Source organism: Streptomyces sp. NPDC058619, assembly GCF_042717785.1.
In the GTDB taxonomy this organism is placed as follows: domain Bacteria; phylum Actinomycetota; class Actinomycetes; order Streptomycetales; family Streptomycetaceae; genus Streptomyces.
Window position 1 is genome coordinate 176,446 of record NZ_JBHXQN010000012.1, and the last position, 15,898, is coordinate 192,343.

Sequence of the window (15,898 nt, forward strand, 5' to 3'; positions counted from 1 at the left end):
CACCGGCTGCCCCCGGTAAAGGGCTTTCGGCCGTCGTGAGACCGGACGCGCCGTGCCCTCCGAGGGCGCGTACGTCCCGTGCCGCGTGCCCGGCCGCGGGCGCGCGCCGTGCGGTGGGGTCATACGCTGTTGCCCGTGACGCAAGACGACGGCGGGCTGGACGGCCTGGTGCGCCAGCGGATCCGGGCCCTGCGCGTGGCACAGGGCTGGTCCCTGGCGGAACTGGCCTCCCGCGCCCACATCAGCCAGTCCACGCTCAGCCGCATCGAGAACGGCGGGCGCCGCCTGGCCCTGGACCAGCTCGTGACCCTCGCCCGAGCCCTGGACACGTCCCTGGACCAGCTCGTGGAGACCGCCGCCGACGACGTCGTCACCAACCCGGTGATCGACGCGGCCCACGGGGTCATGCGGTGGCCCATGAAGGCGGAGCCCGGCATGACCGTCGTACGCCGGCGCATGACGGACCCGCCCCCCGACAGCCCCGCGCGCATGCGGGCCCATCCGGGCCGCGAGTGGCTCGTCGTCCTGTCCGGCACCGCGGTCCTGCTGCTGGGAAACCGGCGCCTGCGCGTGGAGACGAACCAGGCGGTGGAGTTCCCCACGATGCTGCCGCACGCCATCGGTGCCGAGGGCGGGCCCTGCGAGATCCTGGGCGTCTTCGACCGCGACGCCCGCCGCGGCCACCAGAGCGACGACGCCTGACACCGGAGCGACGGCGCCCGACACCGGAGCGACTGCGCCGGACACCGCGGCGGCACCCACGCGGCTGCGGCACCCGCGGCACAGCGGACGGCGGCCTTGCGCGGTCGGCAGCGGAACCGGCCGTCTTCTTGCGCAGTCCGGGAAGCATGGTGCCGAAACAGCACGGCCCTCCTAGCGTGGCCGACATGACCCACCACGCCTCTGCCCACGCGCCCCACGAGGGCGCGCACCCCGCCCCCCGGCACGCCCCCGGCTCCGACGACCAGGCCGAGATCCTCGACCTCGACGCGGAAGTGCTCGCCGGGCACACCGCCGACATCACCGCACGGCTGCCCGTCCCGACCGCCCCCCGTCACCTCGTGGACCTGGGATGCGGTACCGGCACCGGCACCTTCGCCCTGCTCGCCCGCTTCCCCGAAGCCGAGGTGACCGCCGTCGACGCGTCCGCCCCCCATCTGCACCGGCTGCGGGAGCGGGCCCTGGAGCTCGGCCTGACCGACCGGGTGCACACCGTACGGGCCGATCTCGACGCGGACTGGCCCGACCTCGTCCGCCCCGGCCTCGGCCGTCCCGAGCTGGTGTGGGCGTCGGCCTCGCTGCACCACATGGCGGAGCCCGACCGCACCCTGCGCGCGGTCCACGGACTGCTCGCGCCCGGCGGCCTGTTCGCCGTCGTCGAGCTGGCCGGCTTCCCCCGCTTCCTGCCCGCCGACGCCCCCGAGGACAGGCCCGGCCTGGAGGAGCGCTGCCACGCCGCGCTCGCACACCACCACGCCGCGCACCTGCCGCACCGCGGCGCCGACTGGGGACCGAGGCTGGCCGCCGCCGGGTTCACCGTCGAGGACGAACGCACCCTCACCGTGCACGTCGACGGCTCGCGCAGCGAGGCGGTCGGCCGCTACGCCCTCAGCGGTCTGGAGCGCCTGCGCGCCACCGCCGCACCCGCCCTGGCCGCCGAGGACCTCGCCTCCCTCGACCGGCTCCTCGACACCGGCGGCCCCGGCAGCCTCCTGCGCCGCGACGACCTCGCGGTCCGCACCGAACGCACCGTGTGGTGCGCCCGCCGCCCCTGACCCGCGGGCACGGGCACGGGTGCGGCCGCGTGCCCGGCTAGCGCGGGCCCAGCAGGGCTTCGAAGCCCGCCGTCAGGTCCTGTTTCAGATCGTCCAGGCCCTCGAAGCCGACGTGCACCCGGATCAGCGGGCCGCGGCCCGCCCAGGTGCCCGGCAGGCGGTGGGAGACCGGGTCGGCCGGCACGATCAGGCTCTCGTAGCCGCCGTAGCTGTGGCCCAGGCCGAACACCCGCAGCCGGTCGAGCAGCGCGTCCACGGCCGGTTTGCCGAAGCGAGGCTCCAGTTCCACCCCGAACAGCCCGGCCGCTCCGGTGAAGTCGCGGCGCCACAGGTCGTGGCCGGGGTCCTCGGGCAGCCCCGGGTGCAGGACGGCCGCCACACCCTCCTGCTTGGCGGTCCAGCGGGCCAGCTCCAGCCCCTGGTCCTGGTGCCAGCCCATCCGTACGCCGAGGGTGCGCAGCCCGCGCAGGCCGAGGTACACGTCGTCGGCGCTCGCGCACTGGCCGAGCCGGATCGCCGCGCCGCGGATGACCGGGTAGCTCTCCTCCGTGCAGACGATCGCGCCGAGGATGCTGTCCGCGTGGCCCGTCAGGTACTTCGTCGCGGAGTGCACCACCGCGTCCACGCCCGCGCCCAGCGCCATCGGGCGGCAGAAGGCCGGCGTGGCCCAGGTGTTGTCCGCGACGGTGGCCACCCCCCGGGCCCGGCAGACGGCGGTGAGCGCCGGTACGTCCTGCACCTCGAAGGTGGTGGAGCCCGGGGACTCCAGGTACAGCAGCCGGGTCGCGGGGCGCATCAGCCCCTCGATCGCGGCGCCGCCCGCGGCCGGGTCGTAGTACTCGGTCTCCACGCCCAGCACCGCGAGCGAGTCGCAGAACTTCCGGGTCGGCAGGTAGACCGAGTCGCTGACGAGGATGTGGTCGCCGGACCGGACGTACGCGAGGATCGCCGTGGTGATCGCCGCGAGGCCGGAGCACGTCGCGACCGCCGCGTGGCCGCCCTCCAGCTCGGTCAGCGCCTCCTCGAAGGCGCGGCCGGTGGGGGTCCCGAAGCGGCCGTAGACCTGGGGGCCGCGCTTGAGCGGGTCCGCCTGGGAGGCGTCCATCTCGGCGGTGTCCTGGTAGAGGACGGTGGAGGCGCGGTGCACGGGCGGGTTGACGTACCCGCCCTGACGGCGCGGATCGGAGGCGGCGTGCACGAACCGCGTCTCCCGCGACGGGGCGGACGCGTGCACCGCCTCCCGCGCGGGAGCGGGGTCGCCGACCGCCTCCCGCGCCGGGGCGGGCTCGTTCACCGGGCCACCGCCGGTTCGGCCGACGCCGTTTCGGGCAGCGCCGGTTCGGGGGCGGCGGACCGGCGGCGGCCGCCGCCCAGCAGCAGGGCGAGCAGGGCCGCGCCCGCGCACTGCGCGGCCACCACCAGCCAGAACGCGCCCAGGTTGCCGGCCGCCTGGTAGTGGGCGAAGACGAACCCGCCGACGACGCCCGCCAGGAGCCCGCCGATGCCCGCGGTCAGCCGCTGCACGCCGAAGGCGAAGGCCGGAACGTCCGGCACCCGGTCGACGAGTTCCAGGTCGCAGCGCAGGAAGAGGAACACCTCGCCGAGGGTGAAGAGGGCCGTGCCGACCAGCAGGGCGGGGGTGCCGCCGAAGGCCATCGCCACCGTACCGAGGCCCATCAGGACGAACGAGCCGACCACCAGCAGGCGGTAGTCGGCGCGCGCGATGCGGTCGGCGAGCACCGGCTGGAGCAGCACCACCATGGCGCAGTTGAGCAGCATCACCCAGCCCAGGACCTGGATGTGGGAGATGCCAACCGCGTACAGGCCCATGAAGCTCTGGAAGAAGAAGTAGAGGTAGAAGGCGAGACCGGTGAAGAGGACCGGACGCAGCGCGCCGCGCAGCGCCGCCCGCTTCCCGGTCGGCCCCCCGGCGCCGGCCGCAGCCGGGCCCGGGCCGGCCGCCGGGACCACCGCCGGCCGGCGCGCGAGCGGCTTCAGGGCGGCCTGGTGGGCCGCGGTGATGAGCGCGAAGAGGCAGGCGAGGCCGATGAGCAGCACGACCGGGTCGGCGTCGATCAGCAGCGCGGCGAGCAGCGGACCGAGCCCCATGCCCGCGTTCAGGGCGGCGCTGCTCACCCCGAGGAAGAGCGGGCGCAGGTCGTCGGAGACGCTGGTGACGATGTACGCCTTGTTCGCCGGGAGGTACAGCGCCGGACCGCCCGCGACGAGGACGACGGCCGGGTACGCGACCCAGGGCTCCTTCACGGCCACCCCGAGCAGCACCAGCCCGGCCGTGCGCAGGGCGAGCGCGCCCACCATGGTCCGCTTGAGCCCGAGCCGGTTCACGACCGCGCCGCCGAGGATGCTGCCGCCGAACTGGATGAAGGTGGCCACGGCCACCAGGACCCCGGCGACCCGGATGTCCATCCCGACGGCCTCGACCATGAGCACCCCGATGAACGGGGTGACCATGTAGCTGCCGAGGGCGACGACGAAGGACAGGCCGATCAGGGCCTTGAGGCCGGCGGGCAGGCCGGTGAAGATCCGCCACTTCGCGGTGAGCCCGGCACCGCGCCGTCCCGCGGTCACGGCGAGCCGCCCCCGCCCGTGACCCCGCCGCCCTGCTCGACGCCCGGCTCGACGGCGGGTCCGCCGACGGCCCCGCCGGTGACCACCGGACGGTCCGAGGGCAGGCCCCACTCGCTCCACGAGCCGTCGTACACGGCGAGGTCGCGGTAGCCGGCCAGCGTCGCCCCGAGCGCCAGGACGCAGGCGGTGACCCCGGAGCCGCAGCTGAAGTACAGCTGCTCGCGCTCCCCGGCCGCCGCCTCGAACGCCGTACGCAGCTCCGGCACCGGCCGCATCAGGCCGCCGTCCCGCTGGAGCTCCCCGAACGGGAGGCTGGCGGCCCCCGGCATGTGCCCGCCGCGCAGGCCCTGGCGCGGCTCGGGCGCGGTGCCCGCGTACCGCCCGCCGGTCCGCGCGTCGAGGACGGCGGCGGCCGGGTCGGCGAGGGCGGCAGCGACGGTGTCGGCGTCCACGACCAGGCCCGGCCGGGGCCGGGCGGTGAAACTGCCGCGCGGGCCGCCGTACGCCGCGGGCACCGCCTCGACCGGGTGGCCGGCGGCGGTCCAGGCGGGCAGGCCGCCGTCGAGGACGGCGACCCGGTCGAAGCCCATGGCGCGCAGCATCCACCAGGCGCGGGCGCTGGAGTAGACGCCCTGCGCGTCGTAGACGACGACCGTGTCGGTGTCGTGCAGGCCGAGCGCGCGCAGGGCCTCGGTGAACGCCCCCGCGCCGGGCATGGTGTGCGGCACCGCCGAGGTGTGGTCCGACAGCTCGCCGTCCAGGTCGAAGGGCCGGGCCCCGGGAATCCGCGCGGCGGCGCCCCGGAGGGCGCCGACGGAGGCGTCGAAGAGGACCACGCCCTCCCCCAGCCGTGCGGCCAGCCACTCGGCCCCGACGAGCGGGCCGGTGAACGGGCCGGCCGTCCCGGCGGCGGCGGTGTCGTGGGGTGTCGTCGCGCTCATGCGGTACCTCCGGAGGAATCGGCGGGCCGCCACCGGGTGTTGTCGGAGAACCAGCCCGCCACGCGTTCGAGATTGGCTGCCACATCCTCCTCCGTGTCCCCGTCGACCACGTAGCCGGCCAGGAACAGCCCGGACTTCACCCCGCCGTGGAACTCCTGGCCGGGCGCCCCGGTCAGCGTCACCTCCCGTACGCAGTCCGGCAGTTCGGCGCCGGGATCGACCCCGGCACCGGCGTCCGCCCCGCCACCCGGGCCGCTCCCGTCCGCCGGCAGCCGCTCCAGCACCCCGTTCCGCGGCGGGATGCACAGCGCCCCGGCCGGCCGGTACGCCGGGACGCCGGGGGTGGACGGCAGGCCGCACTCCGCGTACAGCCACTCCTTGTCCAGGTCGATCCCGAACGCGTGCCGGACCATCGCGCTGATCATGCCGCCGCCGGTGCGGCTGGCGATCTCGCAGAACACCAGCCGGTCGTCGGGCGTGATCCAGAACTCGGCGTGGAAGGCGGTCTGCGGCGGGGTCGGGAGCTCGGCGAGCACCGCCCGCGCCCCCTTGACCAGCCGGTCGTACGAGGGGTCCTGCGGGGTGAGCGGGAGGTTGGCCACCCAGTCGTCGTCCCGGAAGGACAGGCAGTCGTTGAGGTAGCGGAAGGGGTGGACGAAGACGACTTCGCCGCCCGCCACCAGCCCGTCCACGTGGTACATCTGGCCGGGGACGAACGCCTCGATCTCGCTGGTGCCCCGCCACGGGCTGGCCAGGTAGGCGTCCAGGTCCGCCTCGTCGCGGATGATCGCCGCGCCCAGCGAGCCCGACTCCGACACCGGCTTGACCACGACCGGATAGCCGTGTTCGGCGACGAAGGCGAGGGCCGTGTACGCCGAGTCGAGCCGCCGGTAGGCGGGCACCTCGACGGGGCCGCCCGCGAGGTGGTCCTTCATGACCACCTTGTCGCGGAAGGCGACCGCGCTCGCGGTGTGCTGGCCCGGCAGGCCGAGCAGCTCGCGCAGCTGGGCGGCCCGTACGACGTCGGCCTCGGCGCGGGCGAAGACCGCCTCGACCGCGAACTCGCGGGCCAGGCGCAGCGCGGTCTTCTCGACCAGCTGGTTCGTGTCGTACGCGGGGAAGGCGTGCACGTGCGGGAGGTGGGAGTAGCCCGCCGCGTACTCGGTCGCGGTCACGATGACCGGGACGATCCCCGAACCGGCCAGCCACTGGTCGTACGGGGTCTTGGCGTAGGGCGTCTTGGCGAAGACGAGGACGTGGCGCATCGCGGCGGGCTTCCTCTCGGGGTCAGGACTGGGAGTCGACGAGGAGCGGCAGGCGGCGCCGCTCGGGGACGCGGGAGATCAGGCCGAGCTCCTCGGACAGCTCGGTGGCGAAGCAGCCGTCCTTGTACGTGCCGGAGAGCCGCTTGGCGGTGAACGCCTCGATCTCGTCGTGGTCGAACTCCACGTCGTACGTGTGGCGCTCGCCCGTCTCGCCGGCGGTGACCGTGCGGACCAGGATCCCCAGGTGCGGCTCGAAGGTGTTGACGCAGCCGACGACGTCGCCGATCTTCTCGCGACGGCCCTCGGGTCCGTCGGAGAGGACCTCCTCCTGTGCCGGGATGGCGGCGAACAGCTGGCGGCCGGCCCGGCACCAGCCGACGTGGGCCGGGAAGCCCATGGCCTTGATGCCGAAGGTGCCGAAGTCCTCGCTGACACCGAGCTGGAAGCCGAGCGGGACCGACTCGTGGATCCACTTGAAGTCGCGGTACGCCTGCTCGGTCTCCTCGCGGGAGAGGCGCAGTTCGGGGTGGCGGCCGCCGTGGTCGGTGAAGTTGTTGAACCGGACGGTGGCCACGCCCAGCTTGTTGAAGTAGCGGGCGTAGCGCTCCAGGGAGGTGCGTCCGTGGTTGTGGCGGCCGACGGTGACGCCGATGTTGACGCGGAAGGCGTCCTCGGGGTCGACGCCCTGGTTGTACTCGGCGATGCGGCGCAGCACCTCCTCGGTGTCCGCGCCGGAGAAGACGCCCTTGATGGGGTACGTCTTGTGGTCGGTGACCTGGAGGTTCTCGTCGATCACGCCGTGGTAGGTGATCGAGATGGTGCCGTAGCCGTTCTTCGACGCCAGGTCGAGCAGCTCGGTCCAGTTGTCGGCGAGCAGCGGGCGGCCGCTGGTCCAGGCGTCGCCCTTCTCCATCGTCTCGGTGGGCTTGTGGTCGGACTCCTGCCGGAACTCGCGGTTGTTGGCCGGTCCGTAGATCCGCATGAACTCGCCGTCGTAGGCGAAGCTGTCCACGTAGCGGGGGTAGACGTGGTAGCCGTGCGACTGGAGGCCCTCCAGGATCCGGGGGCCCTCCTCCATGGCGAAGGACTTGTCGTAGACCTTCTCGTAGTTGACGAACCAACAGTGGGTGCACTTCTGGCCGCAGGTGTTCTTCCCGACCTTGGTGTCGAGGTCGAGGTAGATGTGGATCTCCTCGGGCTTGATGTCCTTGAAGGGCATCGAGAAGGGAGCATCACCGTGGAAATCGTAAGAAATAGGGTCGTTCTGAACAGACATGTGTCCCCCGTGCGGTGAGTGTGTCGTCGAAGAGAACGCGAGCGGTACGAGCAGTGCGGTGCGGAGCGGTACGTGCGGTGCGGAGCGCAGCGGTGCGGGTGCCTGGAGGCGGAGCGGGCCGGGCCGGGGCGGTCCGGCCCGGGGCCGTCAGAGGGCCGGACCGGGGGCGGTCGTGACCACCGGGTGGGCGATCAGTTCCGCGACGGCCGCCGCGCAGGCGTCGGTGTCGGCCGCCGTGAGGACGGCCATGCCGAGGCGGTCCGACGAGGAGCGCAGCGGATGGACCGTGTCGCCGGGGAGGACGGAGAGGTCCCAGGCGTGTACGTGCCCGTGGGCGAGGGCGGGCGGCGGCGCGACGGCCGTGACCCGTCCCGGCGGGGCGGTGAGGAAGACGGTGGCGGCCGCGGCCGCGGCGACGGGGCCCCGGCCGACGCCCGCGCCGACCGCCCAGCCGAGGGCGGCGCGCCGCCATTCGACGCCGGTGGTGAGGCGGACCAGGTCGGCGATGCCGTCGCCGCCGAGCCGGGTGTGGGTCTCGATCACGACGATCTTGTCCCCGTCGACCATGACCTCGGTGTGGCTGGGCCCGTCGGTGAGGCCGATGGCGTCGAGCAGCTCGCCGACCGCTCGGGCCACGAGCTCCTGCCGGCGCGGCTCCAGGGAGGGCGGCGGCATCATGTGGCTGACCTCGACGAACCCGTCCGTGGTGCCCTTCTCGGCGATGCCGAGGACGGCGTGCCGGCCCCCGGCCGAGAGCGCCTCGACGCTGAACTCGCGTCCCTCGGCAAACTGTTCGAGCAGGGTCGCCGCCGTACGGCGGTCTGCGGGGAGGGCGTCCACGCCCTCCACCAGGGCGATGGCGGTGCTGCCGACGCCGTCGACGGGCTTGGCCACCGCCCGGCCGTAGGCGGCGAACAGGCGCGCCACCGCCTCCGGGTCGTCGCCCGCCGCGAAGGCCGGGTTCAGGTGCGGGGCCCGGCGCTCCAGGATGCGCCGCATCTCCAGCTTGTCGCGGGTGGCCCGTACGACGGCCGGATCGACGCCGCCGACGCCGAGCCGGCGGGCGGCCAGCGCGGCCGGCTCCAGGCCGAGTTCGGTGAGGGAGACGACGGCGGCCGGAGCCAGGGGCCGCAGGACCTCGTCGGTGAACGCGCGGAAGGCGACCGGGTCCAGGAAGTCGGTGGTGAGGACGCGGTCCTCGGGACCGAGGGCGGGCGCGCCGGGCAGCTGTACGTGGACCACCTCGGCGGGCAGGGTCGCCGCCTCCCAGGCGACGGTCGGATTGGCGCCGACGACCACGAGGATCGTCGCGCTCTCCGCACCCCGCCGGCGCTCTCCCCGTGGTCCGTCGACCGCCCCCACTGCGCCCACTTTCCCTCCCCGTCCCCCTCACCGACCACTCGTTCGAGCAGCGCGGCGAGCAAAACATCGCAAGGGCGATCGGCGACTGTCAATAGCTTCACAAACAGCCGGAGTTCTACCAGGAAACCGGCTCTGACCTGCATCGGGCCCATGATCTCCAGGCGGGCTCAAGGAATCCGCCGGCCGGGAGACCACCCGCACCCGAGCGGTACGAAGGCAAGCCTTGCCGCGTCGTTCCGGCCAATCTGACGAATGCCGCGACACGCTCCGTTCACAAAACCGCAGACCGGACTACCGGCCAGTAGCGGGGTTTCGGCCAAAGCGGCGGCCCAGGGCGCGTACGGCGAAATCCGACCGGTCGTGGTCTGGCCCGCGCGCGACCGCCGGGACCGAAGCGCCCGGGATGCCCCCTTCGGCCACCCGCCCGACGCCGGGACGGCCCCCGCCCGACGTCGGCGGCGGCCCCGCGCGGGGCCGTGCGTCACGCGTCGACGGCGCCGCCGGCCGGGGCCGGGTCGAGGGAGTCGATGTCCTCCATGAAGCTCAGCATCCGCGCGTTGACGAGGTCGGGGTGGTCGATCTGCGGGCCGTGGCCGGTGGCCGCGACGATCTCGGCGCGGGCCCCGGGGACCAGCCGCGGTACCCGCTCCAGCTGCCGCTTCGGGTGCACGAGCAGGCTGCGCTTGCCCATGATCAGGTAGAACGGCGTCCGGATGGAGCCCAGTTCCGCGTTGGACAGCGGCAGCGGGGCCGGCCGCCGGATCCGGAAGGCGCGGACGCTCGCCTGGATCATCGCGCGGAGCTCCGGAACCACGAGGACCGGCTGTTCCAGCCAGGCGGCGAGGCGCGGGCGCAGCGACTTGGGGGCGTAGGTCGCGAACAGGCTGGCGAAGATCCACACGAAGAAGCGCAGGCCGACCTTCTCCAGGCCGCCGGGGTCGAGGGCCGTGACGGAGGCCAGCCGGCCGGGGCGGCGGTGCACCTGGTTGATGACGAGCCAGCCGCCGTAGGAGGAGCCGACGAGGTGGACCCGGTCGAGGCCGAGGGCGTCGAGGGCCTCGTCGAGCCACTGGGCGGCGCGCTCGGGCTGCCACATCGGTTCGCGCTGCACGCTGCGCCCGGGGTCGCCGGGGGTGTCCAGGGCGTAGACGGGCCGATCGGCGCTGAGCGCGCGGGTGTTGGGGTACCACTGGGCGGAGCAGCCGCCGGAGCCGTGGATCAGGACGACCGGCGTACGGGACTCGGCGGCGGGGTCCGCGGGGCCGTACCGGTAGACGTGCGTGGTGCCGAAGCTGGTCTCGACGTCCGTCTCGGAGCGGATGGGCGCGCCCATCGCGTAGAGCGCGTCGCAGGCGGCGAAGTAGCGGTCGCGCAGGGTGTCGTTGACGTAGCGGCCGATGTCGCGGCGCGCTCGGGTCGTGTTCTCGGTCACGGGCCACCTCGGGGAGGATTCGCTTTTCGTGATACGACCGTACCACGGTGTTGATACGGCGGTACCATGAAAAGGTCCGGACCGAACCGGGCGCTGACCCCACGCCCCACCCACGGCCGGAGACCCACGGATGCCCAAGCGCGTGGACCACGAGGAACGGCGCACCCAGATCGCCGAAGCGCTCATCCGCGTCGCCGGACGGCGCGGGCTGCACGCCGTCGGCATGCGCGACGTCGCGGCGGAGGCCGGGGTGTCCCTGCGCCTCGTGCAGTACTACTTCCAGAGCAAGGAGAAGCTGCTCTTCTACGGGCTCCAGCACCTGACCGACCGCTTCACCGCCCGGGTGGGCGCCCGCCTCGCCGCCGCCGGTCCGGACCCGGGCCCGCGCGCGACGATCGAGGCGCTGCTGCTGGCCTCCCTGCCGACCGACGAGGAGAGCCGCACCTTCCACCTGCTCTACAGCTCCTACTCGATCCTGTCCGTGACCGACGAGGCGCTCGCCGCCCAGCCCTTCATCGACAACCCGGACGCCGCCGAGAACGCCCTGACCGGCCTCCTCGAAAGCGCCCAGGCCTCAGGCCTGGCCGACCCCGGCGCCGACGCGCGGACGGAGGCGATCAGCCTGCTCGCCATGGCCGCGACCATGGGCACCAGCATCCTCGTCGGCCAGCGGGGACCGGAGTCGGCCGTCGCCGTCCTGCGCCACCACCTGGACCGCATCTTCACGCCCGGGCCGGACGCCCCCGGCCACCGTCCGCCTCCGGCCTGAGACCGGTCAGGAATCGAGAAGCACCCCCCACCGGGCGGGACTAGCGTGATGGCCATGGACCTCACCATTCACGCGACCTTCCTCCCGCACGACGAGCCGGACGCCTCCGTCGCGTTCTACCGCGACGCCCTCGGCTTCGAGGTACGCAGCGACGTCGGACAGGGCACGATGCGCTGGATCACCGTCGGCCCCGCCGGACAGCCCGGCACGTCCATCCTCCTCGCGCCGCCGGCCGCCGACCCCGGGATCACCGACGACGAGCGCCGGACCATCACCGAGATGATGGCCAAGGGCACGTACGGCTGGATCCTGCTGGCCACCCCGGACCTCGACGCGACCTTCGAGAAGGTCCAGGCCGCCGACGCCGAGGTCGTCCAGGAGCCGACCGAGCAGCCGTACGGCATCCGCGACTGCGCGTTCCGCGACCCCGCGGGCAACCTGATCCGCATCCAAGAGCTCCGCTGAGCCGTCCCGCGGCCACCGCCGTACACCACCGGAGGAGTTCCCCCATGTGCCATCCTGCGTGGATGAGCGCACTGACCGCGGCGCAGCGCCTGAGCGACCTCGCGCGGCTGCGCCGCGTACGCGACCGGATCGACCGGGAGTACGCGCAGCCGCTGGACGTCGAGGCGCTCGCCCGCGGCGCGAACATGTCGGCCGGACACCTCAGCCGGCAGTTCCGCCAGGCCTACGGCGAGTCCCCGTACTCCTACCTCATGACGCGGCGCATCGAGCGCGCGATGGCGCTGCTGCGCCGCGGCGACCTCAGCGTCACCGAGGTCTGCTTCGAGGTCGGCTGCTCGTCGCTGGGCACCTTCAGCACCCGCTTCACCGAGCTCGTCGGCATGCCGCCCAGCGTCTACCGGCGCCAGGCGGCGGACGGGGTGGAGGGGATCCCCTCGTGCGTGGCGAAGCAGGTGACCCGACCGGTCAGGAACCGGGAGGCACTGGCGACGGACGCGCCCCCGCCCGGACCGACCCCCACCCCCGTTCCGAAGGGAAGCCAGCGATGACGAACAAGAGGGCGTCCGCCGAGCGCACCGGCGCGGCCGGCGAACCGTACGACGGCTTCACCGAGGAGGAGCGCGGCGCGATGAAGGAACGCGCCAAGGAGCTGAAGACCGCCGCGCGCCGCGGCCCGCGCGCGGCCAAGGCCGACGGGGAGGGAGAGGTGCTCGCGAAGATCGCCGAGATGCCGGAGGCGGACCGCGCCCTCGCCGAACGCCTCCACGGCATCGTCAAAGCGAGCGCGCCGGGCCTCTCCCCGAAGCTCTGGTACGGGATGCCCGCGTACGCCGACAACGGCAAGGTCGTGTGCTTCTTCCAGGGGGCGCAGAAGTTCAAGACGAGGTACGCCACGCTCGGCTTCAGCGACCTGGCGCGGCTCGACGAGGGCACCCTGTGGCCGACCGCCTACGCCCTCACGGAGCTCACCGCCGCCGACGAGGAGCGGATCGGCGCGCTCATCGCGAAGGCGGTGGGCTGAGGCGGAGGGGGCAACAAGGGCCGCGCCGGTCCGGCGGGAGCGCACCCCGCCGGACCGCCCACCTCGCCGGACCGCACACCCCGCCGGAGCACCCTCGCAGGAACGAAAGATGTGAAATAGGCTGGTTTGATCCGTTGTGGTAGCTCCGGCCCGCCGCTTCGCCCCCGGCCGCGGCGCCGGGCCGCCGAGCACGAGGGCTGTGATGCGGGCATGAGAGATCCCCGAGCCGACGACGCACCGACCCCGGAGCGCGCGCCCCGGCGTCCGGGCGCCCGCACCGGGGCCTCCCGCGCCGCCCGGCGCGCGGCCCTGCCAGCCGCGTGCGCGGCGCTGCTGATCACGGTCTGCGCCCTGCCCCCCGGGGCGGCCGCCGCGGCGTCCCCCGACCCGCCGGCCGCGACCGCGGTAACAGCGACGACGGCAACGGCGGAGACGACGGCGGGCACCTCCGTACCCGCCCCGACACCCGCCCCGACACCGTCGGCGCTCAAGCCCGTCGATCCGGCCGCGTTCCAGTCCGCCGTCGAGAAGGCGGCGGAGCAGCTCATGGTGCCGGGCACGGTGGTGCTGCTCCGTACGCCGCAGGGAACCTTCCGGGCGCTCACCGGCACCACCGAGCGCGGCACGTCCCAACGGCCCACCACCGCCGACCACTTCCGGATCGCCTCCAACACCAAGACCATGACGGCAGCCCTCGTCGCCCTCCTCGCCCAGGACGGCCGGCTGGGGCTGAGCGACCCGGTGTCCGCGTACGTCGACGGCGTGCCGGACGGCGACCGCATCACCGTCGCCCAGCTGCTGAAGATGCGCAGCGGGCTCTACAACTACACCAACGCCCCCGAACTCGCGGCCGCGTTGGACGCCGATCCCGGGAAGGCCGTGACGCCGCGCCAGATGCTGGACATCGCGTTCCGGCACCCGCCGAACTTCGCGCCCGACGCCTCCTACGAGTACAGCAACACCAATTACGTGCTGCTGGGCCTGATCGCCGAAAAGGCGGGCGGCAGCTCCCTCGCCCGCCAGTTCCAGGACCGGCTGTTCACCCCGCTCGGGCTGAAGGGGACGTCGCTGCCCGCCCCCGACGAGCTGTCCCTGCCCGCCCCGTACTCCCACGGCTACATGTACGGCGGAACGGCCTACGCCTTGGTGGACCAGCCCTACCCCGCCGCCATGCGGGCCGAAGCCCGGTCGGGGAGGCTCGCGCCCGTGGACTACACCCGCCAGAACCCCTCCTACGCCTTCGGCGCCGGCAACGGCGTGTCCACCGCCGACGACATGGCCGCGTGGATCCGGGCCCTGGTGACGGGCGAGGTCCTGGACGCGCGGTCCCAGAAGCAGTGGCTCGCCAGCCCACAGGCCGAGGACCCGGCCGCGCCCGACGGCCAGAAGTACGGGTACGGCATCGCCTACCAGCGCTTCACCCCCGACGCCGCGATGTACTACCACGGCGGTGAACTCCCCGGCTTCAACTCGTTCATCGGCCACGACCCGGGCAACGACGTGACCCTCGTCATCTGGACGAACCTGACCCTGTCGCCCGACGGACGCACCACGGCCCAGGCCCTGCTGCCCACCGTCCTCAACCAGGTCTACGCCGGCCTCTCCCTCCCCACCGGACCCGCCCCCGCGCCCACCTCGTAGCGGAATTCGGGGCCTTCCGGCGGAGAAAAGCAATGCAGTCGGGCGAGAACTCCGCGCGCGCCTCCGGGAGAAAAGCTGTCATGGTCAGAGTAGACATGCCTGCACATCGGGGTTAGCGTCTCTCGTGTGACCTCTGAGAAGTCCCCGATCGCCGGCAGCCTCGACGACGACGACTACCCCGCCTACACGATGGGCCGGGCGGCGGAGATGCTCGGCACCACCCCCGCCTTCCTCCGCTCCATCGGCGAGGCCCGCCTCATCACCCCGCTCCGCTCCTCCGGCGGCCACCGCCGTTACTCCCGCTACCAGTTGCGCATCGCGGCACGGGCCAGGGAGCTGGTCGACGGCGGTACGCCCGTGGACGCGGCCTGCCGGATCATCGTGCTGGAGGACCAGCTGGAGGAGGCCCTCCGGCTGAACGAGCAGGTGCACCGGCGCCCCGGGGCTTCCTGAGCCAGGCGACGTCGTTTATATGACTTTGGGCAACGGATATCTGTTCTTGCAGATGCAGAATTTCGAAGGAGCCCCCGAAACATTCCCCGACCCGACCGGCCGGGGAGGCCAAAGCTTCCTGCTTGCCCGACCCCCCTGTGCTACTGTGATCTCAGTTGCAGTTGTGGTTCCCAAAAACTTACAAGTGCTCTCACCGGCGTTTTCTCCGGCGGGCGCACTTTTTCTTTAGCCGGTGTTATCTCCGGTCGGGTCAATCATCGCGGCGACTCCGGCAATCGCACAGTGCGATTCCGGGCATTGCCCCAAAGGAGAATTCATATGGCATCTGGCACCGTGAAGTGGTTCAACGCGGAAAAGGGCTTCGGCTTCATCGAGCAGGAGGGCGGCGGCGCTGACGTCTTCGCTCACTACTCGAACATCGCCTCCTCTGGCTTCCGTGAGCTTCAGGAAGGCCAGAAGGTTACCTTCGACGTCACGCAGGGCCAGAAGGGCCCGCAGGCCGAGAACATCGTTCCCGCCTGACGCTGACGCGTACACGCAGCTGGGGCCCGCACCTTGGGGTGCGGGCCCCAGCTCGTTGCATTTCCCCTCCCCGTGCCCCGTCGGTTCCGACCGCCCGCACGGGCGGCGGGTGACGGCGCGCCCCCGGCAGCCGGCCCGCCTCTTCGTCCGGCCGTGCGGCAGCGTCCACCACGCGCCGCCCCGGCCCCCTGCCCCGCACACCGTCCGCCGGTCACCCGGCATCGCGGTGCGCAGCGCGGCACGCACTCCACGCAGACCGGCACGCTCTCCGCGGCACGGCTCTGCCCCGCTTTTCATTCGGCTCGTTCTCGCGAATCTCCCTTCGGGATTCCTCGATACGTGCCGCATCGAGGAAGGTTCTGCATGAACCGCACCATTCGCACGAAT

Annotated in this window: 16 protein-coding genes; 9 read left to right on the forward strand and 7 right to left on the reverse strand. The window is 73.1% G+C overall.

The features are described 5' to 3' along the window. Nucleotides 1–135: 135 nt before the first annotated feature. Nucleotides 136–702, forward strand: a complete 567-nt coding sequence (locus ACFWTC_RS15130) for a helix-turn-helix domain-containing protein (protein WP_383928501.1) — start codon at nt 136–138, stop codon at nt 700–702. A gap of 185 nt (nt 703–887) precedes the next feature. Beyond that, nucleotides 888–1,775, forward strand: a complete 888-nt coding sequence (locus ACFWTC_RS15135; RefSeq protein ID WP_384027462.1) for a class I SAM-dependent methyltransferase — start codon at nt 888–890, stop codon at nt 1,773–1,775. 37 nt (nt 1,776–1,812) lie between these two features. Here ACFWTC_RS15135 and metC read toward each other — a convergent pair whose 3' ends face one another. The 7 genes from metC to ACFWTC_RS15170 all read right to left on the reverse strand — a co-directional run bounded on the left by metC (nt 1,813) and on the right by ACFWTC_RS15170 (nt 10,640). Then, complete coding sequence (metC, locus tag ACFWTC_RS15140) at nt 1,813–3,069, reverse strand: cystathionine beta-lyase (protein ID WP_383928496.1); 1,257 nt, start codon at nt 3,067–3,069, stop codon at nt 1,813–1,815. Then, the gene (locus ACFWTC_RS15145; RefSeq protein WP_384027460.1) at nt 3,066–4,364 is read right to left on the reverse strand and encodes an MFS transporter; all 1,299 of its coding nucleotides are present in this window, start codon (nt 4,362–4,364) and stop codon (nt 3,066–3,068) included. Before ACFWTC_RS15145 ends, metC begins: the two co-directional genes overlap by 4 nt. Continuing rightward, nucleotides 4,361–5,305, reverse strand: coding sequence for a sulfurtransferase (locus ACFWTC_RS15150; RefSeq protein WP_383928490.1), 945 nt, complete (start codon nt 5,303–5,305; stop codon nt 4,361–4,363). Before ACFWTC_RS15150 ends, ACFWTC_RS15145 begins: the two co-directional genes overlap by 4 nt. Further along, nucleotides 5,302–6,570, reverse strand: coding sequence for an acetyl-CoA carboxylase biotin carboxylase subunit family protein (locus tag ACFWTC_RS15155; protein ID WP_383928487.1), 1,269 nt, complete (start codon nt 6,568–6,570; stop codon nt 5,302–5,304). The genes ACFWTC_RS15150 and ACFWTC_RS15155 overlap by 4 nt, the downstream gene beginning before the upstream one ends. 22 nt (nt 6,571–6,592) lie before the next feature. Continuing rightward, the gene (locus ACFWTC_RS15160; RefSeq protein ID WP_384027458.1) at nt 6,593–7,789 is read right to left on the reverse strand and encodes a radical SAM protein; all 1,197 of its coding nucleotides are present in this window, start codon (nt 7,787–7,789) and stop codon (nt 6,593–6,595) included. A 204-nt stretch (nt 7,790–7,993) separates the two neighbouring features. Next, the gene (locus ACFWTC_RS15165) at nt 7,994–9,217 is read right to left on the reverse strand and encodes an ATP-grasp domain-containing protein (protein WP_383928481.1); all 1,224 of its coding nucleotides are present in this window, start codon (nt 9,215–9,217) and stop codon (nt 7,994–7,996) included. A gap of 472 nt (nt 9,218–9,689) precedes the next feature. After that, the gene (locus ACFWTC_RS15170; RefSeq protein ID WP_384027456.1) at nt 9,690–10,640 is read right to left on the reverse strand and encodes an alpha/beta fold hydrolase; all 951 of its coding nucleotides are present in this window, start codon (nt 10,638–10,640) and stop codon (nt 9,690–9,692) included. 130 nt (nt 10,641–10,770) lie between these two features. On the opposite strand from ACFWTC_RS15170, the gene ACFWTC_RS15175 reads away from it, so the two are divergent. The 7 genes from ACFWTC_RS15175 (at nt 10,771) to ACFWTC_RS15205 (ending at nt 15,511) form a co-directional block, all read left to right on the forward strand. Continuing rightward, on the forward strand, nt 10,771–11,409 hold the full coding sequence (locus tag ACFWTC_RS15175) for a TetR/AcrR family transcriptional regulator (RefSeq protein ID WP_384027454.1): 639 nt from the start codon (nt 10,771–10,773) through the stop codon (nt 11,407–11,409). Between the two features lie 54 nt (nt 11,410–11,463). After that, nucleotides 11,464–11,874, forward strand: a complete 411-nt coding sequence (locus ACFWTC_RS15180; RefSeq protein WP_383928473.1) for a VOC family protein — start codon at nt 11,464–11,466, stop codon at nt 11,872–11,874. 62 nt (nt 11,875–11,936) lie between these two features. Then, a complete protein-coding gene (locus ACFWTC_RS15185) occupies nt 11,937–12,422 on the forward strand; it encodes a helix-turn-helix transcriptional regulator (RefSeq protein WP_384027452.1) in 486 nt (161 codons plus the stop codon). Beyond that, complete coding sequence (locus ACFWTC_RS15190; protein ID WP_384027450.1) at nt 12,419–12,895, forward strand: hypothetical protein; 477 nt, start codon at nt 12,419–12,421, stop codon at nt 12,893–12,895. Before ACFWTC_RS15185 ends, ACFWTC_RS15190 begins: the two co-directional genes overlap by 4 nt. A 210-nt stretch (nt 12,896–13,105) precedes the next feature. After that, nucleotides 13,106–14,536 carry a serine hydrolase domain-containing protein gene (locus ACFWTC_RS15195; RefSeq protein WP_383928465.1) on the forward strand — a complete coding sequence of 477 codons (1,431 nt, stop codon included), beginning with the start codon at nt 13,106–13,108 and terminating at the stop codon, nt 14,534–14,536. Between the two features lie 189 nt (nt 14,537–14,725). Continuing rightward, complete coding sequence (locus ACFWTC_RS15200; protein ID WP_383928550.1) at nt 14,726–14,989, forward strand: MerR family transcriptional regulator; 264 nt, start codon at nt 14,726–14,728, stop codon at nt 14,987–14,989. Between the two features lie 318 nt (nt 14,990–15,307). Continuing rightward, nucleotides 15,308–15,511, forward strand: a complete 204-nt coding sequence (locus ACFWTC_RS15205; protein WP_030011983.1) for a cold-shock protein — start codon at nt 15,308–15,310, stop codon at nt 15,509–15,511. The last annotated feature ends 387 nt before the right edge of the window (nt 15,512–15,898 follow it).

Bases quoted from the DNA above. Each gene is read 5' to 3' on its own strand.
- ACFWTC_RS15160 (WP_384027458.1), bottom strand. From the start codon at position 7,789: ATGCCCTTCAAGGACATCAAGCCCGAGGAGATCCACATCTACCTCGAC.
- ACFWTC_RS15135 (WP_384027462.1), top strand. From the start codon at position 888: ATGACCCACCACGCCTCTGCCCACGCGCCCCACGAGGGCGCGCACCCC.
- ACFWTC_RS15195 (WP_383928465.1), top strand. From the start codon at position 13,106: ATGAGAGATCCCCGAGCCGACGACGCACCGACCCCGGAGCGCGCGCCC.
- ACFWTC_RS15200 (WP_383928550.1), top strand. From the start codon at position 14,726: ATGGGCCGGGCGGCGGAGATGCTCGGCACCACCCCCGCCTTCCTCCGC.
- ACFWTC_RS15185 (WP_384027452.1), top strand. From the start codon at position 11,937: ATGAGCGCACTGACCGCGGCGCAGCGCCTGAGCGACCTCGCGCGGCTG.
- ACFWTC_RS15175 (WP_384027454.1), top strand. From the start codon at position 10,771: ATGCCCAAGCGCGTGGACCACGAGGAACGGCGCACCCAGATCGCCGAA.
- ACFWTC_RS15205 (WP_030011983.1), top strand. From the start codon at position 15,308: ATGGCATCTGGCACCGTGAAGTGGTTCAACGCGGAAAAGGGCTTCGGC.
- ACFWTC_RS15150 (WP_383928490.1), bottom strand. From the start codon at position 5,305: ATGAGCGCGACGACACCCCACGACACCGCCGCCGCCGGGACGGCCGGC.
- ACFWTC_RS15180 (WP_383928473.1), top strand. From the start codon at position 11,464: ATGGACCTCACCATTCACGCGACCTTCCTCCCGCACGACGAGCCGGAC.
- ACFWTC_RS15190 (WP_384027450.1), top strand. From the start codon at position 12,419: ATGACGAACAAGAGGGCGTCCGCCGAGCGCACCGGCGCGGCCGGCGAA.
- ACFWTC_RS15155 (WP_383928487.1), bottom strand. From the start codon at position 6,570: ATGCGCCACGTCCTCGTCTTCGCCAAGACGCCCTACGCCAAGACCCCG.